26 protein-coding genes and 1 riboswitch are annotated in these 26,459 nt (G+C 65.0%); of the genes, 5 read left to right on the top strand and 21 right to left on the bottom strand.

Features of this window, described 5'->3' with window-relative positions:
* Positions 1-24: 24 nt before the first annotated feature.
* From HWY30_RS04980 to HWY30_RS04965, 4 genes are all read right to left on the bottom strand, one after another.
* Complete coding sequence (locus HWY30_RS04980; RefSeq protein ID WP_090802586.1) at positions 25-1,257, bottom strand: multifunctional CCA addition/repair protein; 1,233 nt, start codon at positions 1,255-1,257, stop codon at positions 25-27.
* Positions 1,254-1,907 carry a glutathione S-transferase family protein gene (locus tag HWY30_RS04975; RefSeq protein ID WP_090802585.1) on the bottom strand — a complete coding sequence of 218 codons (654 nt, stop codon included), beginning with the start codon at positions 1,905-1,907 and terminating at the stop codon, positions 1,254-1,256. Before HWY30_RS04975 ends, HWY30_RS04980 begins: the two co-directional genes overlap by 4 nt.
* 27 nt (positions 1,908-1,934) lie before the next feature.
* Positions 1,935-2,888, bottom strand: a complete 954-nt coding sequence (locus tag HWY30_RS04970) for a complex I NDUFA9 subunit family protein (protein ID WP_090802583.1) — start codon at positions 2,886-2,888, stop codon at positions 1,935-1,937.
* An 82-nt stretch (positions 2,889-2,970) separates the two neighbouring features.
* Positions 2,971-4,938 (bottom strand): lytic transglycosylase domain-containing protein, encoded by a 1,968-nt coding sequence (locus HWY30_RS04965; RefSeq protein ID WP_090802581.1) that lies wholly within the window; start codon positions 4,936-4,938, stop codon positions 2,971-2,973.
* Between the two features lie 20 nt (positions 4,939-4,958).
* Here HWY30_RS04965 and HWY30_RS04960 point away from each other — a divergent pair, with 20 nt between their 5' ends.
* Complete coding sequence (locus HWY30_RS04960) at positions 4,959-5,558, top strand: 5-formyltetrahydrofolate cyclo-ligase (RefSeq protein ID WP_167368669.1); 600 nt, start codon at positions 4,959-4,961, stop codon at positions 5,556-5,558.
* A 51-nt stretch (positions 5,559-5,609) separates the two neighbouring features.
* Here HWY30_RS04960 and HWY30_RS04955 read toward each other — a convergent pair whose 3' ends face one another.
* Positions 5,610-6,122: a winged helix DNA-binding protein gene (locus tag HWY30_RS04955; RefSeq protein ID WP_018418717.1), complete on the bottom strand. Its 513-nt coding sequence runs from the start codon at positions 6,120-6,122 to the stop codon at positions 5,610-5,612.
* Positions 6,123-6,332: 210 nt separating this feature from the next.
* Here HWY30_RS04955 and pxpB point away from each other — a divergent pair, with 210 nt between their 5' ends.
* Genes pxpB through pxpA form a run of 3 tightly spaced genes read left to right on the top strand, consistent with a single transcriptional unit; the run spans position 6,333 to position 8,808 of the window.
* Entirely contained in the window at positions 6,333-6,986 is a 654-nt protein-coding gene (pxpB, locus tag HWY30_RS04950) for a 5-oxoprolinase subunit PxpB (protein ID WP_090802580.1), read from the top strand.
* The gene (locus HWY30_RS04945) at positions 6,983-8,035 is read left to right on the top strand and encodes a 5-oxoprolinase subunit C family protein (RefSeq protein WP_090802578.1); all 1,053 of its coding nucleotides are present in this window, start codon (positions 6,983-6,985) and stop codon (positions 8,033-8,035) included. The genes pxpB and HWY30_RS04945 overlap by 4 nt, the downstream gene beginning before the upstream one ends.
* Positions 8,036-8,055: 20 nt before the next feature.
* A complete protein-coding gene (gene pxpA, locus HWY30_RS04940; RefSeq protein WP_090802577.1) occupies positions 8,056-8,808 on the top strand; it encodes a 5-oxoprolinase subunit PxpA in 753 nt (250 codons plus the stop codon).
* A gap of 119 nt (positions 8,809-8,927) precedes the next feature.
* On the opposite strand, the gene HWY30_RS04935 is transcribed toward pxpA, so the two are convergent.
* From HWY30_RS04935 to HWY30_RS04865, 15 genes are all read right to left on the bottom strand, one after another.
* Positions 8,928-9,206 carry a hypothetical protein gene (locus HWY30_RS04935; protein WP_090802575.1) on the bottom strand — a complete coding sequence of 93 codons (279 nt, stop codon included), beginning with the start codon at positions 9,204-9,206 and terminating at the stop codon, positions 8,928-8,930.
* Positions 9,203-9,685 carry a DUF2778 domain-containing protein gene (locus HWY30_RS04930; RefSeq protein WP_090802573.1) on the bottom strand — a complete coding sequence of 161 codons (483 nt, stop codon included), beginning with the start codon at positions 9,683-9,685 and terminating at the stop codon, positions 9,203-9,205. The genes HWY30_RS04935 and HWY30_RS04930 overlap by 4 nt, the downstream gene beginning before the upstream one ends.
* A 4-nt stretch (positions 9,686-9,689) precedes the next feature.
* Positions 9,690-10,166: an Hcp family type VI secretion system effector gene (locus tag HWY30_RS04925; protein ID WP_090802572.1), complete on the bottom strand. Its 477-nt coding sequence runs from the start codon at positions 10,164-10,166 to the stop codon at positions 9,690-9,692.
* A 216-nt stretch (positions 10,167-10,382) separates the two neighbouring features.
* Positions 10,383-11,633 (bottom strand): TraB/GumN family protein, encoded by a 1,251-nt coding sequence (locus tag HWY30_RS04920; RefSeq protein WP_090802570.1) that lies wholly within the window; start codon positions 11,631-11,633, stop codon positions 10,383-10,385.
* Positions 11,626-12,645, bottom strand: a complete 1,020-nt coding sequence (locus HWY30_RS04915) for a peptide ABC transporter ATP-binding protein (RefSeq protein ID WP_090802569.1) — start codon at positions 12,643-12,645, stop codon at positions 11,626-11,628. The genes HWY30_RS04920 and HWY30_RS04915 overlap by 8 nt, the downstream gene beginning before the upstream one ends.
* The gene (locus tag HWY30_RS04910; RefSeq protein WP_090802567.1) at positions 12,642-13,646 is read right to left on the bottom strand and encodes an ABC transporter ATP-binding protein; all 1,005 of its coding nucleotides are present in this window, start codon (positions 13,644-13,646) and stop codon (positions 12,642-12,644) included. The genes HWY30_RS04915 and HWY30_RS04910 overlap by 4 nt, the downstream gene beginning before the upstream one ends.
* Positions 13,647-13,648: 2 nt before the next feature.
* On the bottom strand, positions 13,649-14,566 hold the full coding sequence (locus HWY30_RS04905; protein WP_090802566.1) for an ABC transporter permease subunit: 918 nt from the start codon (positions 14,564-14,566) through the stop codon (positions 13,649-13,651).
* Between the two features lie 6 nt (positions 14,567-14,572).
* Positions 14,573-15,583, bottom strand: a complete 1,011-nt coding sequence (locus tag HWY30_RS04900; protein WP_090802564.1) for an ABC transporter permease subunit — start codon at positions 15,581-15,583, stop codon at positions 14,573-14,575.
* Positions 15,584-15,738: 155 nt separating this feature from the next.
* On the bottom strand, positions 15,739-17,370 hold the full coding sequence (locus HWY30_RS04895) for an ABC transporter substrate-binding protein (protein WP_090802563.1): 1,632 nt from the start codon (positions 17,368-17,370) through the stop codon (positions 15,739-15,741).
* Between the two features lie 205 nt (positions 17,371-17,575).
* Positions 17,576-19,234, bottom strand: coding sequence for an ABC transporter substrate-binding protein (locus tag HWY30_RS04890; protein WP_090802561.1), 1,659 nt, complete (start codon positions 19,232-19,234; stop codon positions 17,576-17,578).
* A 158-nt stretch (positions 19,235-19,392) separates the two neighbouring features.
* Complete coding sequence (metF, locus tag HWY30_RS04885; RefSeq protein ID WP_176078847.1) at positions 19,393-20,223, bottom strand: methylenetetrahydrofolate reductase [NAD(P)H]; 831 nt, start codon at positions 20,221-20,223, stop codon at positions 19,393-19,395.
* Positions 20,224-20,234: 11 nt separating this feature from the next.
* Positions 20,235-20,588, bottom strand: a complete 354-nt coding sequence (locus HWY30_RS04880) for a phage holin family protein (RefSeq protein WP_090805530.1) — start codon at positions 20,586-20,588, stop codon at positions 20,235-20,237.
* A 173-nt stretch (positions 20,589-20,761) separates the two neighbouring features.
* Positions 20,762-22,180: an adenosylhomocysteinase gene (gene ahcY, locus HWY30_RS04875; RefSeq protein ID WP_090802559.1), complete on the bottom strand. Its 1,419-nt coding sequence runs from the start codon at positions 22,178-22,180 to the stop codon at positions 20,762-20,764.
* Positions 22,181-22,213: 33 nt separating this feature from the next.
* A riboswitch (S-adenosyl-L-homocysteine riboswitch) is annotated at positions 22,214-22,348 on the bottom strand.
* A gap of 65 nt (positions 22,349-22,413) precedes the next feature.
* Complete coding sequence (locus tag HWY30_RS04870; RefSeq protein WP_090802557.1) at positions 22,414-23,139, bottom strand: LrgB family protein; 726 nt, start codon at positions 23,137-23,139, stop codon at positions 22,414-22,416.
* Complete coding sequence (locus tag HWY30_RS04865) at positions 23,136-23,627, bottom strand: CidA/LrgA family protein (RefSeq protein ID WP_090802556.1); 492 nt, start codon at positions 23,625-23,627, stop codon at positions 23,136-23,138. The genes HWY30_RS04870 and HWY30_RS04865 overlap by 4 nt, the downstream gene beginning before the upstream one ends.
* A gap of 112 nt (positions 23,628-23,739) precedes the next feature.
* Between HWY30_RS04865 and HWY30_RS04860 the strand changes: the two genes are divergently transcribed.
* The gene (locus HWY30_RS04860) at positions 23,740-24,708 is read left to right on the top strand and encodes a LysR family transcriptional regulator (RefSeq protein WP_090802554.1); all 969 of its coding nucleotides are present in this window, start codon (positions 23,740-23,742) and stop codon (positions 24,706-24,708) included.
* Between the two features lie 66 nt (positions 24,709-24,774).
* On the opposite strand, the gene HWY30_RS04855 is transcribed toward HWY30_RS04860, so the two are convergent.
* Positions 24,775-26,436 carry a GMC family oxidoreductase gene (locus tag HWY30_RS04855; protein ID WP_090802553.1) on the bottom strand — a complete coding sequence of 554 codons (1,662 nt, stop codon included), beginning with the start codon at positions 26,434-26,436 and terminating at the stop codon, positions 24,775-24,777.
* Positions 26,437-26,459 lie beyond the last annotated feature (23 nt).

The following is a 26,459-nucleotide window of genomic DNA, read 5'->3' as shown; positions in this document are numbered from 1 at the left end:
GCGCTACTTTACGCCCGCGCGACTTCAAGCCAGCGCAGCCTCTACCGCACGCACGCGCTCCTCATGCACGGCGTCCTTGATGCCGGCCGGCGCATCGGCGAGCCGCTGCGCCACTGCCCCTGCATCCACGCCTCGCGCGGCCACCAGTGCAAGCCTCAGCCGCTCGGCCTGCGGGTACGCGCTCATCTCGAGGCCGAGCCGCCCGCGTGCATCCGACTCGCAGGCCTGCAGCGCCTCGGCGAAGCGCGCCGGCTTCCTGATCGCGTCGCTGCGCTCGAGCAGGCGCACCAGAGCCGCCGCCCCCATCTCCATCACGCGATGAATATTGCCGTGCTCGCGCGCGACCAGCACCGCCAGATCGCGGCACTCGTTCGGCACGCGCAGCCGCTCGCACAGCGGCTTCAGCAGATCGACGCTGCGGCCCTCGTGGCCGATGTGCCGCGGCAGCAGGTCCTCCGGCGTGGTCGCCTTGCCGAGGTCGTGCGTCAGCGCCGCGAAGCGCACCGGCAGCGCGTAGCCCTGCTGCGCGGCATGGTCCAGCACCATCATCACGTGGACACCGGTATCGACCTCGGGGTGATAGTCGGCGCGCTGCGGCACGCCGAACAGCGCGTCGATCTCCGGCAGAATCCGCGCGAGCGCGCCGCAGTCGCGCAGCACGCCGAACATCCGCGACGGCTTCTTCTCCATCAACCCGCGCGACACCTCCTGCCACACGCGCTCGGCCACCAGCGCATCGGCTTCGCCGTCGGCGACCATCTCGCGCATCAGCGCCAGCGTTTCCGGCGCGACCGTGAAATCGACGAAACGCGCCGCGAAACGCGCGATGCGCAGAATCCGCACTGGGTCTTCGAGGAACGCGGCGCTGACATGGCGAAAAAGCCGCGCCTGCAAGTCAGCCTGGCCGTTGAACGGATCGATAACGGGGCCGGTCAGCTCGCCGTCCGGGCGCACCTCGCGCGCCATCGCGTTGATCGTCAGATCGCGGCGCGCGAGGTCTTCTTCGAGCGTCACGTCGGGCGCATAGAAAAACTGGAAGCCGTGATAGCCGGCCGCCGTCTTGCGCTCGGTGCGCGCGAGCGCGTACTCTTCCTGCGTCTGCGGATGCAGGAATACCGGAAAGTCCTTGCCCACCGGCCGATAGCCCTGCGCGACCATCTGCTCGGGTGTCGCTCCCACCACCACGTAGTCGCGGTCCTGCACCGGCACGCCGAGCAGCTCGTCGCGGACCGCGCCACCTACCGCATAGATGTTCATGGGCATTCGTCTTGATAGGCGATCGCGTGCGTTTCGCGGCGCGAGGCTTCGATCCATGCATTGACCGCGGGCAGCTCGGTGAGCCGCTCGACATAGGCGGCTGCGGTCTCCGACAACGCCGGCTTCCACGTGTTGAAGCGCATCGCGACCGGCGCGAACATCGCGTCGGCAATGCCGAATTCGCCGAACAGGAACGGACCGCCGTAGGTCTCGAGGCAGTCGCGCCAGATCGTCTCGATCCGCGCGATATCGGCGAGCGCGCCCGGCGTCGCGTTCTTGCCCGGGAACGACGCACGGATGTTCATCCACATCTTCGAGCGCAACTCGCCGAACCCCGCATGCATCTCGGCGCTGACGCTGCGCGCATGCGCGCGCGCCGCCGCGTCTCGCGGCCACAGCGCGTGTTGCGGGAAGCGCTCGGCGAGCGTTTCGGCGATCGCCAGCGAATCCCACACGGCCTGCCCGGCGTCGTCGATCAGGCACGGCACCTTGCCCGGTCCGCGCGGCGCCTGAGCGCGGATCTTCGCATTCGTGTCCGCTTCGTACAGCAGGATCAGTTCCTCGTCGAACGGAATGCCGAAGTGCGTGAGCAGCAGCCACGGACGCATCGACCACGACGAATAGTTCTTGTCACCAATCAGCAGTTTCATACTTGTTATCAGGTAGAGGGAAAGGCTTCAGCGCCCGGCGTTGGCGCGGAACGTGTCGAGTCGCGAACCCGAGGCAGCACCGGTCAGGTACGTCGGCACGATCGCTTCGATGCTGACCGGTTCGAGTCCGAGCTCGGGCGCGAGCGGCCCGCTCAGAATGTTGGCAACCTTCATCGAATCGAGATTGTCGCGCGAAATCACCGGTTCGCCCGGCGCCATTTCGAAGCTCAACGCCTGCAGGCGCGCGAGCGGCTCGGGCAGACGGATGATGCGCGCATGCTTGCCGATCACGTCGCCGCAGTACGAAACCAGGTCTTCGAGCGTGTAGACGGTCGGACCGCCGAGCTCGTAGGTGCGGCCGCTCGCGCCATCGAGATCGAGCACGTTGACGATCGCCTTCGCGACGTCGCCGACATAGACCGGTTGGAACTGCGCGTCCGGCATCGCGAGCGGAATGGCCGGAAACACGCGCTGCAGGAACGCGAACTTGTTCAGAAACGCGTCCTCGGGTCCGAACACGACGGACGGCCGGAAGATCGTCCACGCGACGTTGGCCGCATGCACGGCTTTCTCGCCGTCGGCCTTCGAGCGCGAATACATGCTCGGGCCGTTCGGATTGGCGCCTAGCGCGCTCAGATGAATCAGCCGATGCACGCCCTTGCCTTCGCAGGCGGCGACGATGCGCGTCGGCAGCTCGACGTGCGCATGCGCGAACTCCCGCCCATAGGGCTTGCCGCGTTTGCCGTTCAGGATACCGACCAGATTGATTACGCAATCCGCGCCCTCGACGAAGCGCGCGAGTTGCACCGGATCGAACACGTCGGTTTCGAGCACGTCGATCGGCAGCATGGTCAGATGTCGCGCGTTGTAGCGTCGCCGTGTGGCGACGCGCACGTCCTTGCCCGTCTCGACGAGCGCGTTGACGAGGTAGCTGCCGATAAACCCTGAACCGCCGATGACCGCGATGGCTTGATGTCGCATTTTTCGACTCCCTGATGGAAGCCGCGGCAACGGCTGGCGAAGCGCGCCGCAACCTCGAAGCGAGATTGCGGCGCCAAGGCGCTTACGGTGCGATGTAACCCAGGCGCGCCTTCAGCGATTGCGGACGGCCTTCGAACAATGCCGCGTAGTAGACCGTGTTGGACAACACATTTTTCACGTAGTCGCGAGTTTCCTGAAACGGAATCGCCTCGGCGAAGACCGCGCCTTCGACCGGGCGCTGCAGCGACTGCCGCCAGTTGCGCGGACGGCCCGGACCTGCGTTATAGCCAGCGGTGGCCAGCACGGCGGACCCGTCGAACTGATTGTAGATCATCGCCAGGTAGTTCGTGCCGAGCAGGATGTTGGTGTTGATGTCGTTCATCTGCTCGCGCGACACCGGTCCCAGACCGATCTTCTTCGCGACCAGTTGCGCGGTGGCGGGCATCAGCTGCATCAGTCCGCCCGCGCCGACCTCAGAGCGCGCGTTGATGATGAAGCGCGACTCCTGGCGAATCAGCCCGTACGCCCACTCGACGTCGAGCCCGCTCGACTGCGCATCCTGCTCGACGATGTTGCGGAACGGCGATAGATAGCGCAGCGAAAAATCGTGCTCGCTCTTCGTGCGGTCCGCGGTGTTGACGGTGCGGTCGTACAGCTCGATGCGGCGCGCGTACTCGGCGGCGGCGAGCAGTTGCCGGTCGGACATGTTGCGCAACGGCCAGTTCCATTCGCGATTGCCTTCGAGCCGCAGATTCAGCCCATAGAAGCGCTGCGCGAGACCGAAGCCCGGCGTGGTGCCGGCTTGCTGCACTTCGGCGTCGGTCACGGTGGTTTTCGGCGGCACGGTGATCTTCTGGCCGAGCTCTTCGAGCGCGAGCTGGCCGTAGAAGTTGAAGTTCGACGCGATCGACTGGAATTCCTGACTGGCCGTAGCCGTGTCGCCGGCCTGCTTCAGCGCGCGCGCGTGCCAGTACACCCACGACGGTTGCTTGCGCAGCGACTCGGGCATCTGCTCGATCGACCAGCGCACCATGTTCCAGTCGCCTGCGAGTAGCGCGCTGCGTGTGCGCCATTCATACGCGGGATTCGACAGCGGCGCGTTGGCCGACAGCCGGAACCAGTCGACCGCGCCAGGCATCTGCTTGAGCGCGCCCTGATAGCCGATCGTGCCCCAGCCGATCGCGCGCTCCGGCGAATTCAGCGACGGCGCGACCGACGCGAACGTGGCCGCGGCCATGGCCGGATCGTTGCGCGCCATGCGTGTGATGGCGAGCAGCGCCAGTTGATGCGATTGCGCATCCGGTCCGACGCCGCGCGCGAGCAATAGCGGCGGCGCATTGGTCGCCTGGCCGAACAGCACCGGGTCGGGCGGCTGGTCGCCGAGCGCGTCGACGAGCTTGCTGCCGGTGCTCGTGTAGTTCTGCTCGTACGCGAGACGAATTTGCGCCCAGATGTCGTCGGCGCTGAACTGGTGGTTCACGCCGAGCACCGTGATCAGATCGACGCAGCCGTCGCCGTACCACTTCGGCTCGACGAGCAGCGCGCGCGCCGCGTCCGCGACGTTCTCGCCGCGCGACGCGCGCGATTCGAGCGCGTAGCACTTGACCTGAGTGTCGTCGTCGAGCACGAACTTCGCGTACTGCTGGTCGAAGTTGCGCCAGTCGTGACGCGTGCCGAGCACCGTCAGGTAGTCGTTGCGCATGCGATCGGCGATCGCCTGGCCGTCGTACTTCTGCAGGAACGCGAGCACGGGCGCGTCCGGCGCGTCGATGCGCGCATGGCCGGTCGAATCGAACAGTTGCGGCTTGATCTGGAAGTACTCCAGATACGAGGGCGCCGGATAATTCGGGATCATGCTCGCGAGCTGGGCTGCGCGCGCCGCGTCGTTAGTACGCGAGGCTTCGCGAAGCTGGACGAAAATCTGGTCGTCGTTCGTGAGTTGCGAGATCGGAAGGGGCTTGACGGCCGAGGCAGTGCTGCAGGCCACGAGTGCCGCTGCGGCAAGCGCGATACTGGCCGCGCGATATACTCGAAAAAGGCGTTTTGACATCGTTGTTTCTGGAGCGCGAATTGGACCCAAGCATAGCATGCAACCCTGTCCCGGCAACGAAAAAGGCGCTGCGCCGGAGGTTGCTGGAAAGCCGTCTGCAAGCGGCTTCCGAGCCGGCGAAGAATGCCGCGCTCGGGCGTCGGATGCTCGACGCGCTGAAGCACTACGCGGTACGCAGCGCGGGATTCTACTGGCCGCTTGCCGGCGAGTTCGACGCGCGCGGGGCGATTGCGCTCTGGCTTGCCGCGGACTCGCACCACGAAGCCAGCCTGCCAATCGTTAAAGAACGTGGCATGGCGCTCGAATTCCATGCCTGGACGCCCGCGACGCCGATGAAAATCGGCCATCACAAGATTGCCGAGCCCACCTCGGGGCGCGTGGTGCTGCCCGAGCTGCTGTTCGTGCCCTGCGTGGGTTTCGACTCGGACGGCTACCGCCTCGGCTACGGCGGCGGCTATTACGACCGCACGCTGGCCGGCTGGCCGGCGGCGCACAAGCCGATCACGGTCGGCATCGCCTACGAAGCGTGCCGCACCGACACGCTGGAACGCGAGGCGCATGACATTGCGCTCGATCTGATCGTCACGGAGGCGGGGTTTCATCCGGCGCTGCCGGGCTGAACGCGCGATGCGCGGCGTGTGACGCGCCGGCGCTTGCGCGGTGTTTCGTCGTTACAGCGAAGCCGCCGCGCGCGCCGCCGTGTCGTACAGGCCCGACGCATTGCGCATCAACTGCGCGGCCTCGCCGATCTGCTGGTTGGTCAGGCCGCTTTCCTTGAGCGTCGAGATCAGGCAGTTTTCGCGCACCTCGCGATACTTCAGGCATAGTTCGCGGCCCGCGTCGGTTGCGGAAAAGAACACTTCCTTGCCGGTCTTTTCGCTTTTTACGTACCCTCTAGCTACGAGCTTTTTCAACGCGTACGTCGCGACGTGCGTGTCCTCGATGTTCAGCACGAAGCAGATGTCCGCGAGCTTCTTGCGGCGTTCGCGATGGCTCACGTGGTGCAGCAGCGACACTTCGATCGCGGTCATGTCCTTGTCGCCCGCCGCCGACATGCAGCGCACCATCCAGCGGTTGAACGCATTGCCCGCCATGATCAGCGCGTATTCGAGTTCCGAGAGTTCCGCGCTGCTCTCGGAGACGAGATGTTCCGACGAAACGATCTTGGTGGGATGACGCGTCATACGAGGGTCCCGTGACGAAAATGGGCTGGAAAAGTGTCGCAAGTGTACGACGATGCCCGCCGCCGACGAGCCTGGCAAAAACGCTTATTGGTAAATCGTCAATATTTTATTGATAATGTACGCTCCAAACGTCGCCGACTCCGTGCCGGGCATGCGCCAACGCACCGCGCTGTCCGCCTCATCCTCCGACTCGATCCGGGCCGCCCAGTCATGAGCCAACCACGAATTTTTCCCCTCGGCGATGCCGCGCTCGTCTGCGAAGCGCCGCCGCCCGCCACGCTGGAGTGCCAGCAGCGCGTGTGGGCTGCGGCCGAAGCCGCGCGCGACTGGCCGCAGGTGCTCGAAGTCGTGCCCGGCATGAACAATCTGACGCTCGTGTTCGACCCGCTCTCGACCGACGCCGACGCGCTCGCCGAGCAGTTGCTGACGGCCTGGAACGCAGCGGCCAAAGCCGTCGCGCCCGGGCGCGACGTCGAGATTGCAGTGCAGTACGGCGGCGCATTCGGCCCCGATCTGCAGGCGGTCGCCGAACATACGGGCTTGAGCGCGCGCGAGGTCGTCGAACGTCATGCGGGCGGCGTCTACGTGGTGTTCTTTCTCGGCTTCCAGCCCGGCTTCGCCTATATGGGTGGGCTCGACACCGCGCTGCACACGCCGCGCCGCGCGTCGCCGCGGCTCGAGGTGCCGGCGGGCTCGGTCGGCATCGGCGGGGAGCAGACTGGCATCTATCCGGCGGTGTCGCCGGGCGGCTGGCAGTTGATCGGCCGCACCGAGGTGCCGCTGTTCGATCCGGCGCGCCGTCCGCCCACGCTGCTGCAGCCCGGCGACCGGGTGCGCTTCACGATCGCGGGGATGCACGCATGATCGACGTGATCCGCGCGGGTCTCCAGACCACGATTCAGGACCTCGGCCGCCACGGCTATCGGCATCTCGGCGTCGCGATGGGGGGGGCGCTCGACCGGCTGTCGCTCGAAGTCGGCAACCGGCTGGTCGGCAACCGCCCCGACGCGGCCGGCCTCGAAATCACCTTCGGCCCGACCGCGCTGCGCTTTTTGCGCGCGACGCGCGTCGCGATCACCGGCACCGAGTTCGGCGCGACGCTCGACGGCAAACCCGTCTATTCGTTTTGGAGTCTGCCCGTGCAGGCCGGCCAGGAGCTCGTGCTGCACGCGGCGAAGCGCGGCATGCGCGGCTATGTCTGCGTGGCGGGCGGCATCGACGTGCTGCCGATGCTCGGCTCGCGCAGCACCGACCTTGCCGGCCATTTCGGCGGACTCGGCGGCCGCGCGCTCAACGACGGCGACCGTCTGCCGGTCGGCGCGCCGCAGCAGCGCGGCCACCTCGGCTTCACGCCCGAGGCGCCCGAGTTCGGCGTGAAGGCGCCCGCCTGGTGCAAGTTCGTGCTGGTCAACGAGCCGCTGCGGCGCGGTCGTCATCCGTCGGGCGTGCCGTGGGCCATACCGATCCGCGTGCTGCGCGGCCCCGAATACGACAGCTTCACCGCGGATGCACAGCAGTCGTTCTGGTCCGACGAGTGGCTCGTGACGCCGAACAGCAACCGCATGGGCTATCGCCTTGCCGGCACCGAGCTGAAGCGCACGCACAAGACTGACCTGCTGTCCCACGCGGTACTGCCCGGCACGATCCAGGTGCCCCCGAACGGTCAGCCGATCGTGCTGATGAGCGACGCGCAGACCACCGGCGGCTATCCGAAGATCGGCGCGGTGATTCAGGCCGATCTGTGGAAGCTCGCGCAGGTGCGCCTGAACGGTGCTGTCCGTTTCATCCCGACGACGCCCTACGAAGCGCGCCAGGCTTTGCTGGAAGAACGCACGTATCTGCGGCAGATCGATGCCGCGATCGCGATGCATGAAGAGCGTTGCGCGCGCCGGGTGGCGCTCGCGGCGCTGTGACACTAAGTAAAGGAATCCCCATGGAAATCGATCTGAACGCCGATCTCGGCGAAGGCTGCGGCTCCGACGAGGCGCTGCTCGACCTCGTGAGCTCGGCCAACATCGCATGCGGCTGGCATGCGGGCAGCCCCAACGCGATGCGCGACTGCGTGCGCTGGGCCGTGCAGAAAGGCGTGTCGATCGGCGCGCATCCGAGCTTCAACGATCCCGAGAATTTCGGCCGCAAGGAAATGGATCTGCCGGCGGGCGAGATCTATGCGGGCGTGCTGTATCAGCTCGGCGCGCTGTCGGCGATCGCGCAGGCCGAGGGCGGGCGCATCGCGCACGTAAAGCCGCACGGCGCACTGTACAACCAGGCCGCGCGCGAGGCGAAGATCGCTGACGCGATCGTCTCCGCCGTGCACGATTTCGATCCGTCCGTGGCGGTGTTCGCGCTCGCCAACAGCGGGCTCGTGAGCGCCGCGCGCAACGCGGGCCTGACCGCGATCGAGGAAGTGTTCGCCGACCGCGGCTATCGCGCGGACGGCTCGCTCGTGCCGCGCAAGGAGCCGGGCGCGCTGCTCGACGACGAGGACGAAGTGCTCGCGCGCACGCTCGCGATGATCCGCGAGCATCGCGTGAAAGCCGTCGACGGACAGTGGGTGCCGTTGAACGCGCAGACCATCTGCCTGCACGGCGACGGCCCGCATGCGCTGGCGTTCGCGCGACGCATTCGCGGCGCGCTCGCCGACGCCGGCATCGAAGTGCATGCGGCGGCCGCCGCGCGCGTCTGAGCGTTCGCATCACCGTCGATCACACCGCACGCCGATCCGATGCGGCGGTTCCTTTCATATCGACGAGGTGCTGGCCATCTGACGCAGTATCTCGTCGTCCGAAAGCTGCTGCTGTCCAATCAACGGTGGCGGGGCCGACGCAAATGACTAACGATCGCTAATAGAGCGACGGCCAATATCAACGAGACCAGAAAACTGACAACGAGCAACGTTGCGACGATGATGTCCGTGTTGTTTTCTCCGCCAACCGAATCCAGCACTTTGAAAAGCGGCGCAAAAAACTCAGAGCCCGCGCCGCTCGCAAACCATTCATCAATACCCGGCATGCGGGCAATTCCCACTGCGATGGGAAGCGTCAGCGCCAGTGCGAGCGCAATACAAATCAGCGCCTTTTTCATTTCACGTTGATCGTGCCGTAGTATCGGGTCATCGTTCCGGGAATGAACGCGGGCGGCTGTGCTTTCAGGTATGACCGCAGTGCCTTGAATTGTTCGCGGGACGAAAGCGTAATACAACCGTCGCTTTCTCCGGATCGTCCTACCGGGTGCAATCGAAAGCTACCGCGTCGCACACCGTCCACGAACATCCAATCATCAATGTGTTGGTCGATGTGGTAAAGAGCAAACCATTCCGCGCGGTGCGTGTCCACCAATAGGTCCTTGGCAGAATCCCAGAGCCAACCGAAATGTCCCCCGCTTTCCCTATCGACGATGTAATACTCGCCCGCGGGAATAGCGCCAGCGCTTACCACTTTCGTGGAATCTGGGTCATCGATATATCGCCCCTTACCCGAAAATGCGGGAACGCTACCAAAACCGGAACAAAGCAATCGCGACATGGGGCGTCGATTCAATGTGAAAGTGCAAGACACAGGCATTTGATTAACCCTGCCTGTTTGCCCGGATGTCTATGAGGGCAGTCACCGTGCCCCCGCTTCTACCCTGATTGTTCTGCAATATGTATTCGTGCCTCATCCGTGCAAACGACAGACGCACCTGTTCGTGGCAGCAATGACCGCCTCCAATCGGTTCAACGTACGAGACAATCACGTCGTACATCGTGATTCTTGCGTACTCGTGAGGAACGCCGCCGGCCCTTCGCACCGTAAGTTTCGCTTCGGAGATATGCTCTCCGGAGAAGCAGTATTTCGCCAGATTCGGACTGGCACGGTCCATCAAATGAGTAAATTCAAGGTCGGAAACAGTGGCTGTTGGGACATGTCGGCTTGAACCGGCGAGCATCCCGGTCGGTTGTGTAACTTGCCAGCGCCATCCGATTACATCGATCTCGTTGAGATGAGCCGCGTCCTGCGATTCGCCATCGATACCATCGATCTTGATAAAGATGTCCTGTTCCATCCTTGGATCTCCTTCCTGTTAGTCGCTTGCGAAAAAAAAGTTCTGACGAAGCTAACAGGCACAGGATGCAAAACGACTCGGACGCCTCCGAGAAATGCGCCAGAGATTCACGGCGCTGATCGCGATGGCCTGGCTCAGCACGGCGATCGCGCTATACGGTGGTCTGCAGTTGCCTTCTGATCGATCCCGCCGCTACGGCCGCAGTCTCGAACCGGCTCAACCCGCCTCAACCACGAAGCCGTGCTGCCGCAACAACTGCAGCACGCCCTTCGGCCCACCCAGATGCAGCGCGCCGATCGCGACGAACAGCGGCTTGTTCGGCGCGGCGATCTGCAACATTCTCGCGACGAAGCGGCGATTGCGCTCGTAGACGATCCGGTTGTCGATCGAATTGGAGACGCGCAGGTCGCGCGCGAGCTTCTCCGATTTGGCAGCCTGCCACGCGGCGATCGCATCGGCATCGCCGACCCGCCACAGCCGGTGCAGCGTGCGCACGTCCTCGACGTTCTGCGCGGGCGTCTGCACCAGATCCTGCGCGAGCATCTCCCGCTGCTGCGCGGCCGACAGTCCGGTGAACGCGCGCATCTGTTGCGCGAGCGTTTCGAGTCCGACGATCTTGCCGCGCGTCTTCAGATAGACGTTCTGCAATTGCGCTTCGGTGCCGTATTCCGTTTGCAGACCCGCAGACAGCGAGTCGTAGGTCTCGACCACCAGCGACGCGAGCCACGGCCGCATCTTTTTGATCGCATCGAGCGCGGCCGGGTTGCCGCGCAGCCGCAACGCGAGCTTGTGCCACAGCGGCTCGGGCAGCAGACCCGGCAGGCAGTCGTGCTTGCATACGCCGTACTTCGACACGTCGTCCTGCGACACCAGCAGTTCGTCGGGCGACAGTTCGAGCGCGAGCGTCGGCGACGCGGCGAGCGCCGCGAGGATCGGCGCGCGGAACGGCTGCCCCGCCGGATAGTCGGCGGGATCGCCGACGTGCAGCGTGCCGAGCACGTAGATCGTCGTACTGCCGCGCGTCGCGACATAGAACGGCATGCGCGCCGGTTGCTGGCGCACCGGGCCGCTCGCCGTGGTGCCGGGGACCGGGGGCGGCGCAATTGACGGCGGTGGCGGTCTTGGCGCCGTGACGGCAGGACGGGCCGCCTGGGCTGGCGCCTTGGCCGCCGCGCCGGCCGCGTGAGCGATGCAGGGTACGGCCGCGCCGACCGACAGCGCGCAGCCTACGCGAAATAAAGCGGACAGCGACGCGGGAAGAAATACGGAGAAAAAGGCGCGCGCGAGCGCATGAACAAACGCGCAGAGAAACGTGCGAAAAAACTTGCCGGCGAACCTTCCAGCAAATGCGCCGCAGGGCGCGGCGCCTCCCAGCGCACGCGCCCCGCGGCGCCGCGCGAAGGCGGCTATCCAGCCGCCCTCACACAAGCGGCGCGCAAGACGACGCGCCGCCACCACATCAGGCATCCACGTCCCCCACCTCTTCAGCGCGGTGACAGGAGACCAGGCGGCCATCCACTTCTCGCAGCTTCGGCTCCTCGCTGCGGCAGCGGTCGATCACGTACGGGCAGCGCTGATGGAACGTGCAGCCCGACGGCGGATTCAGCGGCGACGGCATTTCGCCTTGCAGCTTGATCTTGATCGTGCGGTCGGCCTCGAAGATCGACGGGGTCGCCGACATCAGCGCGCGCGTGTACGGATGGCGCGGCTTCGAGAAGATGCGCTGCTTGTCGCCGAGTTCAGCGACGCCGCCGAAGTACATGACCATCACGTCGTCGGCGATATGCTCGACCACTGACAGGTTGTGCGAGATGAACACGTAGCTCGTCTTGAACTCGTCCTGCAGGTCCATGAACAGGTTCAGGATCTGCGCCTGGATCGAGACGTCGAGCGCCGAGACCGGTTCGTCGGCGACCACGATCTGCGGATCGAGGATCATCGCGCGCGCGATCGCGACACGCTGACGCTGGCCGCCGGAGAACATGTGCGGATAGCGCTTCGCGTGCTCGGGCCGCAGGCCGACCGTGCGCATCATCTGCGCGATGCGCTCGGCGCGCTCGGTCGCGCTCATCTGCGTGTTGATCGCGAGCGGTTCGCCGAGCGTCTGCTCGACGGTCTTGCGCGGATTGAGCGACGCAAACGGGTTCTGGAACACCATCTGCACGCGGCGCCTGAGCGCCGCGATCTTCTCGTGATTCGCGCCGGCCACGTCCTCGCCGTCGATCAGCAGGCGGCCCGCGCTCGGCGTTTCGATCATCGTCAGCTGACGCGCGAGCGTCGACTTGCCGCAGCCGGACTCGCCGACTACCGCCAGCGTCTTGCCGCGGTCGAGCGCGAACGACACGCCGTTCAGCGCCTTCACCGTGCCGTGCGCGAACATGCCGCGCTTGACCGTGTAGTAGCGCGCGAGCTGGTCGGCGACGAGCACGTGATCGCCAGTACGATCCGACTGGCGACGGGTTTCGGGTACTGCGCTCATCGGGCGCCTCCTTGCGTGTGAACGTTGGCGTCCTTCTCGAGGTTCAGCGGCTTGATGCAACGCACGCGCGTGAGCTCGGCGTGCGCGGGCAGCGGCGCGAGCGCGGGGCGGGCCTTCATGCAGTCGTCGACCACGTACTTGCAGCGCGGCGCGAACAGGCACCCCTTGGGCCGGTCGTCGCGGCCCGGCACCATGCCCGGCAGCGCCGCGAGCCGCACCGCGCCGACGTTGTGCTCGGGAATCGCGGCCAACAGCGCTTCCGTGTACGGATGATGAGGCGCGGCGAAGATGTCCGGCACCTTGTTCGTCTCGATCACCTCGCCCGCATACATCACGGCGACGCGCTGCGCGACCTCGGACACCACGGCCAGATCGTGCGAAATCAGCACGAGCGCCATGCCGCGTTCCTTCTGCAGGCGCATCAGCAATTCCATGATCTGCGCCTGGATCGTCACGTCGAGCGCGGTGGTCGGCTCATCGGCGATCAGCAGCTTCGGGTTGCAGGCGATCGCCATCGCGATCATCACGCGCTGGTTCATGCCGCCCGACATCTGATGCGGAAACGAGCCGATACGGTTCTTCGCGTCCGGAATGCCGACCTGATCGAGCAGTTCGAGCGCGCGTTTGTCCAGCGCGCTGCCGCGCAGGCCCTCGTGCAGCTTCAGCACTTCCTTGATCTGATAGCCGACCGTGTAGCTCGGGTTCAGGCTCGTCAGCGCGTCCTGGAACACCATCGCGATGTCCTTGCCGATGATCTTGCGGCGTTCCCTCGCGGAAGCCTTCAGCAGGTTCTTGCCGTCGAACGTGATTTCGTCGGCGGAGACCTTGCCGGGCGCGTCGATCAGGCCCATCAGCGCCATCATCGTCACGCTCTTGCCCGAGCCCGATTCGCCGACCACGCCGACCACTTCACCGGCCGCAACGTCGAGATTGATGCGGTCGACCGCCGGCAGGCCACCGAAGTTGACCGCGAGATTGCGGATGGTCAGTAAGTTGCTCATGGTCAGGCCATCCGTTTCAGTTTGGGGTCGAGCGCGTCACGCAGCCCGTCGCCGAGCAGGTTGATCGCAAGCACCGAGATCAGGATGGACAGACCGGGCATCGTGACGATCCACCATGCGCTGTCGATGTAATCGCGCGCCGACGCGAGCATCGCGCCCCACTCCGCCGACGGCGGCTGCACGCCGAGGCCGAGGAAGCCGAGCGCGGCGGCATCGAGAATCGCCGACGAAAAGCCAAGGGTTGCCTGCACGATCAGCGGCGCGGTGCAGTTCGGCAGCACCTGCGAGAACATCAGCCGCAACGTGCTCGCACCCGCGACGCGTGAAGCGGTCACATACTCCTTCTGCAACTCGCCCTGGGCGGACGCGCGCGTCAGACGCACATAGCCCGGCAGCGCGACGATCGCGATCGCGAGCATCGTGTTGACGAGACCCGGACCGATGATCGCGACCACTGCGACCGCGAGCAGCAGCGACGGCAGCGCGAGCAGCACGTCCATGATGCGCATGATCGGCGTGTCGGCCCATTTCTCGAAGAACGCGGCGACGAGGCCGAGCACGACGCCCGGAATCAGCGCGAGGACCACCGAGACGAAACCGATCCAGAACGACAGTCGCGCGCCGTACATCAGACGCGAAAGGATGTCGCGGCCCGCTTCGTCGGTGCCGAGAATGAACTTCCAGTTGCCGCCGTCGAGCCACGCCGGCGGGATCTTCACGGAGTCCCGGTATTGCTCGATCGGGCTGTGCGGCGCGATCAGCGGCGCGAAGATCGCGATGAAGACCAGCACCAGCACGATGATGCCCGCGCCGACCGCACCGCGGTTGCGCGAGAAGTTCGCCCAGAATTCGCGTGCCGCGATGCCGCGGCCGCTCGGCGGGGTAACCGCTTGGGGGACGGTGTTTTGAATGTCAGCCATCGTGATTTACCTCGTATGGCGAATGCGCGGGTTGAGCACGCCGTACAGCAGATCGACGACGAGGTTCACGACGATCACCAGCGTGGCGATCAACAGGATACCGCCCTGCACGACCGGATAATCGCGCCGGCCGATCGCGTCGATCAGCCACTTGCCGATGCCCGGCCATGAAAACAGCGTTTCGGTCAGCACCGCGCCCGCAAGCAGTGTGCCGACCTGCAGGCCGATCACGGTGACGACCGGAATCAGCGCATTGCGCAGCGCATGCACGACGATCACGCGTCCCGGCGACAGCCCCTTCGCGCGCGCGGTGCGGATGTAGTCCTCGCGCAGCACTTCGAGCATCGACGAGCGCGTCATGCGCGCGACGACCGCGAGCGGAATCGTGCCGAGCACGATCGCGGGCAGGATCAGGTGACTGAGTGCGGATTTGAACGCGCCTTCGTCGGTGGACATCAGCGAGTCGATCAGCATGAAACCGGTCACGTGCGGAATGTCGTATTCGACCGCGATGCGGCCCGACACCGGCGTCAAGCCGAGCTTGACCGAGAACACCATGATGAGGATCAAGCCCCACCAGAAGATCGGCATCGAGTAGCCGGTCAGGGCGGTGCCCATCACGCCGTGATCGACCACCGTGCCGCGCCTCAGCGCCGCGAACACGCCCGCCGGCAGGCCGACGATCAGCGCGAACAGCATCGCGCAGAACGACAGTTCGACGGTGGCGGGAAAGCGCGCGAGGAATTCGCCCATCACGCTCGTGTTGGTGATGATCGAAGTGCCGAGGTCGCCGTGCACGGCGCGCACGATGTAGTGGAAGTACTGCATTGGCAAGGGCTCGTCGAGCCCGAGGCGGTGCATCGCGGCCGCATGCATGGCCGGATCGACGCCGCGCTCGCCCATCATCACTTCGATGGGGTCGCCCGGGATCAGGTGAATCAGCGCGAACGCGAGGATCGTGATGCCGATAAACGTCGGTATCACCATGCCGATGCGGCGCAAAACGAAGCGGAACATGGTTCGCTCCCATGGTACTGGTGATGAAAAAACGCAACCGGCGACGAGGGCTCGTGACCCCGGTCGCCGGACCATTTCGACCAGTTTTCTAACCGTGCGAAAAGTGTACTGTGTTGCGGCGTACTGTATTGCGGCCTACTGCGCGAACTTTACGATTACTTGACGCTGACGCCGTCGAAGCGCGCGTAGCCGAGCGGTTCGATGCGCATGTCGACCACCTTCTTGCTGACCGGCTGATAGACGGTCGAGTGCGCGATCGGCGAGAACGGCAGTTGCTGCGCGAAAATATATTGCGCTTCGCCGTAGATCTTCGTGCGCGTCGCCACGTCCGAAGTCGTGCGGCCCTTCTGGATCAGATCGTCGAACGGCTTGTAGCACCACTTCGAGAAGTTGTTGCCGTTGATCGCCTCGCAGCCGAGCAGCGTGCCGAGCCAGTTGTCCGGATCGCCGTTGTCGCCGGTCCAGCCGATCAGCATCGTGTCGTCTTCGCCCGCGTGCGCGCGCTTGATGTACTCACCCCATTCGTACGTGACGATCTTCGCCTTCACGCCGATCTTCGCCCAGTCCGCCTGGATCATTTCCGCCATCAGACGCGCGTTCGGGTTGTACGCGCGCTGCACCGGCATCGCCCACAGCGTGATGTCGAAGCCGTTCGGGTAGCCGGCCTTCGCGAGCAGATCCTTCGCCTTGGCCGGATCGTACGAGGCGGCCGGCAGGTTCTTGACGTACGACCATTGCGTCGGCGGCATCGGGTTCGTGGCCAACTGGCCCGCGCCCTGGTAGACCGACTCGATGATCGCCTTCTTGTTGATCGCCATGTCGAGCGCCTGACGCACTTCGAGCTTGTCGACCGGCTTGTGCGTCACGTTGTACGCGAGGTAGCCCAGGTTGAAGCCCGGCTGCGACGGCATGTCGATGTTCGGCTCGGCCTTCAGCGGCGCGATGTCGGCCGGGCGCGGATAGCTCATCACCTGGCATTCGTCGCGCTTGATCTTCTGCACGCGCACGCCGGCGTCCGGCGTGATCGAGAAGATCAGCTTCGAGATCTTCACCGCGCCCGGCTTCCAGTAGTCGGGATTGCCATCGAAGCGGATCGTCGCGTCCTTCGTGTAGCTGCGGAAGATGAACGGACCGGTGCCGACCGGGTACTGATTGATGTCGGCGGCCTTGCCTGCCTTGAGCAGCTGATCCGCATATTCAGCCGACAGGATCGACGCGTATTCCATCGCCAGATTCTGGATGAACGGCGCGTTGACTTCCTTCAGCGTGAACTTGACCGTGTACGGGTCGACTTTCTCGACGCTCGTGATCAGCTTGTCGAGGCCCATGTCGGTGAAGTACGGGAACTGCACCGGATACGCCTTGCGGAACGGCTGGTTCGGGTCGAGCATGCGCTGGAACGAGAAGACCACGTCGTCCGCGTTGAATTCGCGCGTCGGCTTGAAGAACGAGGTGGTCTGGAACTTCACGCCATGACGCAGATGGAACGTGTAGGTCTTGCCATCGGGCGACACGTCCCACTTCTCCGCGAGGCCGGGCTCGACCTTGGTGCCGCCGCGTTCGAACTCGACGAGGCGGTTATAGACGGTGAACGTGTTGGCCGTGAAGTCGACGCCCGTCGTGTATTGGGCCGGATCGAAACCCGCGGGACTGCCTTCCGAGCAGTAAACGAGGGTTTTGTTCGGGATCCCAGCGGCCTGCGCGCTCGTGACGCCAAGCAGGGATGCCGCTGCGGCAGCGACGAGCGTGGACCTACGCGCGACGCGCAACAGATTGTTTTGCTTCATGTTTCCTCCAGGTTCAGGGCCGGCTTGCGCCGGCGTAGCGGGATATTACTTGAGCTTGGGCCGGCTACCAAGCGGAGCAAAATCCCTCTGTTGACGACAGGAAACACTTCGTGCAAACGTTTTGCCACGGTTTTGTCACGGGCCGGGCGGGCTCATTCGAGCCGCCCGGCGACGAATGCGGCGCAAAAAAGCGCGCCGCGCCCGCTTATTTCACCCCAACCCCCAGGAATTGCGTCGGCCCGAACGGATCGATCTTGAAGCCCGTCACGTTCTTGCTGATCGGCTGATAGACGGTCGAATGCGCGATCGGTGTGAACGGCACCTGGTCCTTGAAGATCTCCTGCGCCTGCGTATAGGCCTTGGTGCGATCGGCCATGTTGGTGGTGCTGCGGCCCTGCTTGATCAGATCGTCGTAAGGCTTGTAGCACCACTTCGAGAAGTTGCTGCCGTTGACCGCGTCGCAGCCGAGCAACACGCCGAGCCAGTTGTCAGGGTCGCCGTAGTCACCCGTCCAGCCGATCAGCATCGCCTGATGCTCGCCGGCGTGCGCGCGGCGAATGTACTCGCCCCATTCGTACGTGACGATATTCACCTTGACGCCGATCTTCGCCCAGTCCGCCTGCAGCATTTCGGCCATCAGGCGCGCGTTCGGGTTATACGGGCGCTGTACCGGCATCGCCCACAGCGTCAGCTCGAAGCCGTCGGGGTAGCCCGCCTGCTTCAGCAGCGCTTTCGCTTTGTCGACGTCGTAGGGCGCGTCCTTCAGGTTCTTGTCGTAACCCCATTGCGTCGGCGGCATCGGGTTCGTCGCGAGCTGGCCCGCGCCCTGGTAGACCGCTTCGATGATCGCCTTCTTGTTGACCGACATGTCGAGCGCGCGGCGCACGAGGACGTTGTCGAGCGGCTTTTTGGTCGTGTTGTACGCGATATAGCCGAGGTTGAAGCCCACTTCGCTTGGCATCGCGAGCGACGCATCGGCCTTCACGGTGGGGATGTCGGCCGGGCGCGGATACGACATCACCTGGCATTCGCCGCGCTTCAGCTTTTGCAGGCGCACGGCCGGATCGACCGTGATCGCGAAGATCAGCTTGCCGAGCTTCGCGACGCCCGGCTTCCAGTAGTCGGGATTGCCGTCAAAGCGGATCGTGTCGTCCTTCGTATAGCTGCGGAAGATGAACGGACCGGTGCCGACCGGGTACTGGTTGATGTCGGACGCCTTGCCCGCCTTGAGCAGCTGATCCGTGTATTCAGCCGACAGGATCGACGCGAACGGCATCGCGATCTGCTGCAGGAACGGCGCGTCGACTTCCTTCAGCGTGAAGCGCACCGTGTACGGATCGACCTTCTCGATTTTGGCGATGTTCTTCGCGAGACCGAGGTCGTTGAAATACGGGAAATTGACTGGATACGCCTTGCGGAACGGGTTCTCGGGATCGAGCATGCGTTCATAGGTGAACACGACGTCGTCCGCGTTGAATTCGCGGGTCGGCTTGAAGTACGACGTGGTCTGGAATTTGACGCCGTGGCGCAGATGGAACGTATAGGTGAGGCCGTCGGGCGACACGTCCCACTTTTCGGCGAGTCCTGGCTCGATGTCTGTGCTGCCGTGCGCAAATTCGACGAGCCGGTTATAGACCGTGTACGAGCCGGCGCTGAATTCGACGCTGGTCGTGTATTGCGCGGTATCGAAGCCCGCCGGGCTGCCTTCGGAGCAGAACACCAGCGTCTTGTCGGGCAGCGTGGCCGCCTGCGACGCGGCGGGCGCGAGGCCGCTCGTGGCGACCGCGAGCGCGGCGAGCGCCGGCAGGCAGAACTGGTGAAGCGCGAACCGCCGGTGTGTCGCAGTCTTTCTTGTCACTGTCATATCGTCCTCCGCACAGCAGCCGGGTTGGCTGCGTTTCGATGATAGACAGCCCAAAAATGAGCTTCAACAGGGACTTACCACGCTATTTGGGACAAATTTGCGACCCATGCCAGACTGGCGGGGACCGCGCGGCCGTTGCAGCCGCGCGGGCATCGCAATTACACGGCGAGCCGTTCGCAGATCGCCTTGGTCGACGCGGCCGCGTTCAGCGTATAGAAGTGCAGACCGGGCACCTTCGCATCGACGAGCCGTTGACACAGAGCCGTCACCACGTCGAGCCCGAACGCGCGGATCGACTCGCGGTCGTCGCCGAAGCTCTCTAGCCGGCGCGCGATCCAGCGCGGCACTTCGGCGCCGCACATTTCGGAGAAGCGCATCAGCTGCGAGAAGTTCGTGATCGGCATGATGCCGGGCACGATCGGCACGTCGACGCCCAGCTGGCGCGCATCGTCGACGAAACGGAAGTACGCGTCCGCGTTGAAGAAGTACTGCGTGATCGCCGAATTCGCGCCGGCTTTCACCTTGCGCGCGAAGTTTTCGAGATCGTGACGCGGCGAGCGCGACTGCGGATGGTATTCCGGATAGCCCGCCACCTCGATCCAGAACCAGTCGCCGAACTCGGCACGGATGAAGCTGACGAGCTCCGACGCATAGCGCAGCTCGCCGACCGCGCCCATGCCCGAGGGCAGATCGCCGCGCAGCGCGACGATATGGCGGATGCCGTACGCGCGGTACTCGTTGAGGATCGCACGCAGGCTGTCCTTCGACGAGCCGATGCACGACAGATGCGGCGCCGCCTCGAGCCCTTCCTTCGCCATGTCGACGACGGTATCGAGCGTGCCTTGCTGGGTCGAGCCGCCGGCGCCGAACGTGACGGACACGAACTTCGGTTTGAGCGACACGAGTTCCGCGCGCGTCGCGCGCAGTTTGTCGATGCCTTCCTGCGTTTTCGGCGGGAAGAATTCGAATGAGAGTTCGATCGGATTCATAGTCAAAAAGGTCAACCGAGACTGCGGTTGCCGAAAATGAGCGCGGACAGTAGCCACGACACGATGCTGTACAGGATCGAGCCGAAGAACGCCGACCAGAAGCCCGACACCTCGAAGCCCTTCAGCAGCGACGCGCACAGCCAGAAGCACAGCGCATTGACGACCAGAATGAAGAGTCCGAGCGTGAGGATCGTGACCGGCAGCGTCAGCAGGATCAGCAGCGGCCGCAGCAGCGTATTGATGAGGCCGAGCACGATCGCGACGATCAGCGCGGTACCAAAACTACGGATATGGATCGACGGAACGATGTAGGTGATGATCAGCAGCGCGAGCGCGTTGATGAGCCAGGTCAGCAGCACGGTCATGTAGAACTCCTTGTAAGCACCTGTGCGGAGAAGATGTCCAGCAAACGAAAAGCCGCGCGGGCGAACAAAGCGGCGCATTGCGCGCCGCCCCGGGATCGGACCGTCAAGCTTTTACCGCCGCCCGCGTGGCCGGGCGCGCGAACGCGCGCATCGAGCCGCGGACGGCCGCGTGCTTAATAGCGGTAGTGGTTCGGCTTGAACGGACCGTTCCTGTCGACGCCGATGTAGCCGGCCTGCGCGTCGGACAGCACGGTCAGATTCGCGCCGATGCGCGCCAGATGCAGACGCGCGACCTTCTCGTCGAGATGCTTCGGCAGCACGTACACCTTGTTTTCGTACTTCGCGCCCTGCGTGAACAGTTCGATCTGCGCGAGCGTCTGGTTCGTGAACGAGTTCGACATCACGAACGACGGGTGGCCCGTCGCGCAGCCGAGGTTCACGAGGCGGCCTTCGGCCAGCAGGATCACGCGCTTGCCGTCCGGGAAAATGATGTGGTCGACTTGCGGCTTGATGTTTTCCCACTGGTACTGACGGGTCGACGCGACGTCGATTTCCGAGTCGAAGTGGCCGATGTTGCAGACGATCGCGTTATGACGCATCGCCTTCATGTGATCGTGGTTGATCACGTGGTAGTTGCCGGTCGCGGTCACGAAGATGTCGGCCTTGTCGGCCGCGTATTCCATCGTCACGACGCGGTAGCCTTCCATCGCCGCTTGCAGCGCGCAGATCGGATCGATTTCGGTGACCCACACGGTCGCGCCCAGACCGCGCAGCGATTGCGCGCAGCCTTTGCCCACGTCGCCGTAACCGGCCACGACCGCGATCTTGCCCGCGATCATCACGTCGGTCGCGCGCTTGATGCCGTCGACGAGCGACTCGCGGCAGCCATACAGGTTGTCGAACTTCGACTTCGTGACCGAGTCGTTGACATTGATGGCCGGGAACGGCAGGCGGCCTTCCTTTTCCATCTGGTACAGACGGTGCACGCCGGTGGTGGTTTCTTCGGTGACGCCCTTGATCGCCGCGAGGCGCTTCGAGTACCACGTCGGGTCGATCTCGAGGTGCGCGGCGATCGACTTGTACAGCGCGACTTCTTCTTCGTTGGTCGGTCTGGCGATCACCGAGCGGTCTTTTTCGGCCTTCGAGCCGAGGATCAGCAGCAGCGTCGCGTCGCCGCCGTCGTCGAGGATCATGTTGGCGAACTCGCCGTTCGGCCATTCGAAAATGCGGTGCGAGAACTCCCAGTATTCATCGAGCGATTCGCCCTTGAACGCGAACACCGGCGTGCCGGCCTGCGCGATCGCGGCGGCGGCATGGTCCTGAGTCGAGAAGATGTTGCACGAGGCCCAGCGTACGTCCGCGCCGAGCGCGGTCAGCGTCTCGATCAGCACGCCGGTCTGGATCGTCATGTGCAGCGAACCGGCGACGCGCGCGCCCTTCAGCGGCTGCTGCGCCTTGTACTCATCACGGGTCTGCATGAGGCCGGGCATTTCGGTCTCGGCGATCGTGAGTTCCTTGCGGCCCCAAGCGGCGAGCGACATGTCGGCGACAACGTAATCCTGCTTCTGGGAATCGATGACTGCGGCGTTCATCACGCCCTCCTTTCTAAGAAATTGACTAGAAATGTGACGTGAGCGCGGTTTGAGGCAGCGGTTCGGAATCGCGCAAGCGCGTTCCATGCTGCCAATTGAAGCCTTCGAGCCTGGCGGGCGGCCGGCGAATGCGGATTCGCGGTACCCGTCGCAACGCTCCTCGAAGACGAACGGCGATTGTAGCAAATCGAGATGACTTCGGCGCGCGCCGGATGGCGTGGCAGCGCGCTGGTTCAGATCGGCAGCAGCCCCAGCATCGGCGCGAGCAGCACCATGGCGAGACCGGCGATCATCATCGTCAGGCTGGACACTACGCCCTCCTCGCTGCCGAGCTCGCGTGCCTTCGCGGTGCCGACGCCGTGCGCGGCCGCACCGAACAGCGCGCCGCGCGCGAGCCGCGTGCGCAGCGGCACGAACGCGAGCACGATTTCGCCGAACAGCATGCCGCAGACGCCGGTCGCGATCACGAACAGCGCGGTCAGGTCCTTCGGCGCGTGAATCCTGTCGGACACCGCGAGCGCGAATGGCGTCGACACCGAACGCGTCATCAGGCTGCGCTGCAAGTCCGGCGACAGGTGCAGCAGCTTCGCGAGCATCAGCGAGCCGCCGACGCCGACCAGAATGCCCACCGTCACGCCGACGGACAGCGAGATCCAGTGGCGCTTCAAGAGTGCGCGGTACTCGTAGATCGGCACGGCGAACGCGACCGTCGCGGGGCCGAGCAGCCACATCAGCCAGCGCGTGTCCTCGAAGTAAAGCGAATACGGAATGTGCGCGAGTACGACGATCGCGACGAGCGCGGCCGGCACCGTCAGCATCGGCGTGAGCCACGGCGAGCGCACGCGCGCATACAGCGCCTTCGACGCGAAGCACAGCGCGATCGTCAGCACGAGGCAGCCGGCCGCGATCAGGCGCGAGGCGTCGTCGGCCAACAGCGAAGCAAACGGGAGCGGGTTCATCGGCGCTCGCGCGACAGACTGCCTGCCTTACGCGCAACCCGCACGCGGCGCAGCGCGAAACGCCGTTCGACGCGCGCGGCCTGATCGACAGCGAACGCCACCGCGACCATCACCATCAGCGTGCCGGCGATCACCACCAGCGCAAGGCGCCAGCCGTCCGCGCGGAACAGGCCGCCGTATTGCACGGCGGCGACTGCCGCCGGAATGAAGAACAGCAGCATGTCGGACAGCAGCCAGTCCGCGCCGGCCTTGACCCAGCGCGGCGCGATACCGCCACAGAACAGCAGCGCGAGCAGCACGACGAGGCCGACCACGCCGCCCGGCACCGGCAGATGCAGCCGCCGCACGATGAAATCGGCGCCAATCCACAGCGCCGCGATCGCGGCGCTTTGCACGGCGATGCGTGCGACACGGCCGAAGCCACCCGCGTCCCCACTTGAGCCGCCACCGGCGGGACGCACGGAACGGGCGAAAACTGGCGCGGACATGACATCCCCTGGCTGGCGTGGAAGGCACTTAGTATGGGGCCCGCCGCGCCATAAACAAAATGACTTACAATCATCGAAATCATTCCAAACTGGAATTCTGGAGACCACGCTCATGGAACTCCGCGCGCTGCGCTATTTCGTCGAAGTGGTCCGTCAGCAAAGCTTCACCGTCGCCGCTGAGCAGATGTTCGTCACGCAGCCGACCATCAGCAAGATGGTCAAGTCGCTGGAAGACGAAATCGGCTCGCCGCTGCTGCTGCGCGACGGCCGCCAGATGGTTCTCACCGACGTGGGCCGGATCGTCTATCAGCGCGGCCAGGACGTGCTCGCCGCACACGCGCAACTGCAGGCCGAGCTGAACGATCTCGACACGCTCGGGCGCGGTGAACTGGCAATCGGCATTCCGCCGATGGGCGGTGCGCTCTTCACCCCCGCAATCGCCGCGTTCCGCCAGCGCTATCCGAAGATCGAGCTGAAGCTGTTCGAGCAGGGCTCGCGCGCGATCGAAGCCGCGCTGATCAACGGTGAACTGGAACTGGGCGGTGTGCTGCAGCCGGTCGACCCCGACAACATCGACGTGCTGCCGATGTCGCGCGAGCTGTTGTGGCTCGTCGCGCGCGCCGGCTCGCGCTGGGATGCGTTGAACGAGGTGCCGCTCGCGCAACTCGCCGATGAGCCGTTCGTGTTTTACGGCGAAAGCCTCGCGCTGAACGACGTCGTGTTGAACGCATGTCGCGCGGCGGGATTTGCGCCTGCGATCGTCGGACGCAGCGCGCATTGGGACTTCATGGCGGCGCTGGTGCTGGCTGGCGTCGGCATCGCCCTGCTGCCCGCGCCCTATTGCCGGCGGCTCGATCCCGCGCAGTTCACCTGCCGCCCGGTCGTCGAACCGGAGATCCCGTGGGAGATGGCGATCGGCTGGCGCCGCAACGGCTATCTGTCGCACGCGGCGCGCGCGTGGCTCGACGTCGCGCGCGAAACGCTGCCGACACACGCCAGCGACGATTTCATACTCGGACCTGGGATCGGCTTTAACGGAATCACAGCGCCGCAAGGAGCTCTGCCACCCTCGGGCGAGTGACGGGCGGCGGCCGGCCGCCGGCCGCGTTACGCCGCTCGCGTTTGCCGACCTCCTTGCAAACGGCGATCAAACCGCCTGCGCCGGCATGTCACCTGGGTTCGGGGGCGTCACCGTCGCCGACCTCCCCGCTCCCTCTCGCCGGCTCGTCGCGATCAACTCCGCCGCCCGTTCGCCGATCATCACCGTCGGCGAATTGGTGTTGCCGCCGATCAGGGTCGGCATGACCGACGCATCGACGATCCTCAACCCCGTCACGCCGCGCACGCGCAATTGCGGATCGACGATCGAGCGCGCGTCGCCGCCCATCCGGCAGGTCGCGACCGGGTGATAGATCGTGTCCGCGCGCTCGACGATCGTCTGGCGCAGTTCCGCATCCGATTGCCCTGGCCGCGTGTACAACTCCTCGCCGCCGTGCAGCGCGAGCGACGGCGCGCCGAGAATGCGCCGCGCCATCTTCGCGCCCTCGACGAGCAGATCGAGATCGCGCGCATCGCTCAGAAAGCGCGGATCGATCAGCGGCGCGGCACGCGCATCGGCGCTTGCGAGCATCACGGTGCCGCGGCTATGCGGACGCAGCACGCATACATGCAGCGAATAGCCGTGGCCCCAGTGCATATGGCGGTTGTGATCGTCGACGATCGCCGCGCAGAAATGCAGTTGCAGATCGGGCCGCGCGAGCGTCGGCCGGCTCTTCAGAAAACCGCCCGCCTCGGCGACGTTGCTCGACAGCATGCCGCGCCCGTGTCGTATGAAGGTCACGAATTGCGGCAGCATCCGCGCGATGCCGCGCACCGAAAAACCGGTGGGCTCGATCGACCTCACGCGCTTGTTGATCGTGAAATCGATGTGATCGATCAGGTTCTGGCCGACCTCGGGGGCATCGTGAAGCACGTCGATGCCGAGCGAGCGCAGATGCGCGGCCGGCCCGATGCCCGAGCACATCAACAGTTGCGGCGAGTTGAACGCCCCAGCGGCGAGCACGACCTCGGCGCGCGCCGCGAGCGTTTCGGTGCGGCCGCCGCGCACGATTTCGACGCCGCTCGCGCGCTTGCGGTCGAACACGACGCGCAGCACGGTCGCGTCGGCCATCGTGTGCAGATTCGCGCGCGGCCGGTCGTAGATGTACGCGCGCGCGACGCTGCAACGGCGCCCGTCACGTTGCGTGACCTGATAGAAGCCGATGCCTTCCTGATCCGCGCCGTTGAAGTCGTCGTTCGCTTGGTAGCCCGCTTCGAGCGCGGCCTGCACGAAGCGCCTGGAAAACGGATTCCTGAAGCGCAGATCGGACACGGTCAGCGGACCGGCCTCGCCATGCCACGCATCGGCGCCGCGCTCGTTGTCTTCGGCGCGGCGAAAATACGGCAGCACCTCGGCCCACGACCAGCCGTCGCAGCCGAGCCGCGCCCACTCGTCGTAATCGAGCGGATGGCCGCGCGTGTAGATCATCGCGTTGATCGCGCTCGATCCGCCGAAACCGCGTCCGCGCGGCTGATAGCCCTGGCGACCGGCGAGCCCCGGCTGTGGCGTGGTCAGGTAGCCGTAGTTGGTCTTCAGTCTATTCGGCACCACGGCCGCGACGCCGACCGGCATGTTCACCAACAGATTGCGCCCGGTATGCGGACCGGCCTCGATCAGCGCGATGGTCGCGTCGGGACAGCTATCCGCGAGACGGCTCGCGAGCGTGCAGCCGCCCGAGCCCGCTCCGACGATGATGTAGTCGTATTGCATGCGCTCCTCCTGATGGGCCGCGT

Origin of the sequence: Paraburkholderia tuberum STM678, assembly GCF_902833905.1 — a bacterium.
Classification (GTDB): Bacteria; Pseudomonadota; Gammaproteobacteria; order Burkholderiales; family Burkholderiaceae; genus Paraburkholderia; species Paraburkholderia tuberum.
The sequence above is the reverse complement of the archived record's forward strand: the minus strand, read 5'-3'. Positions and strand labels throughout refer to the sequence as shown.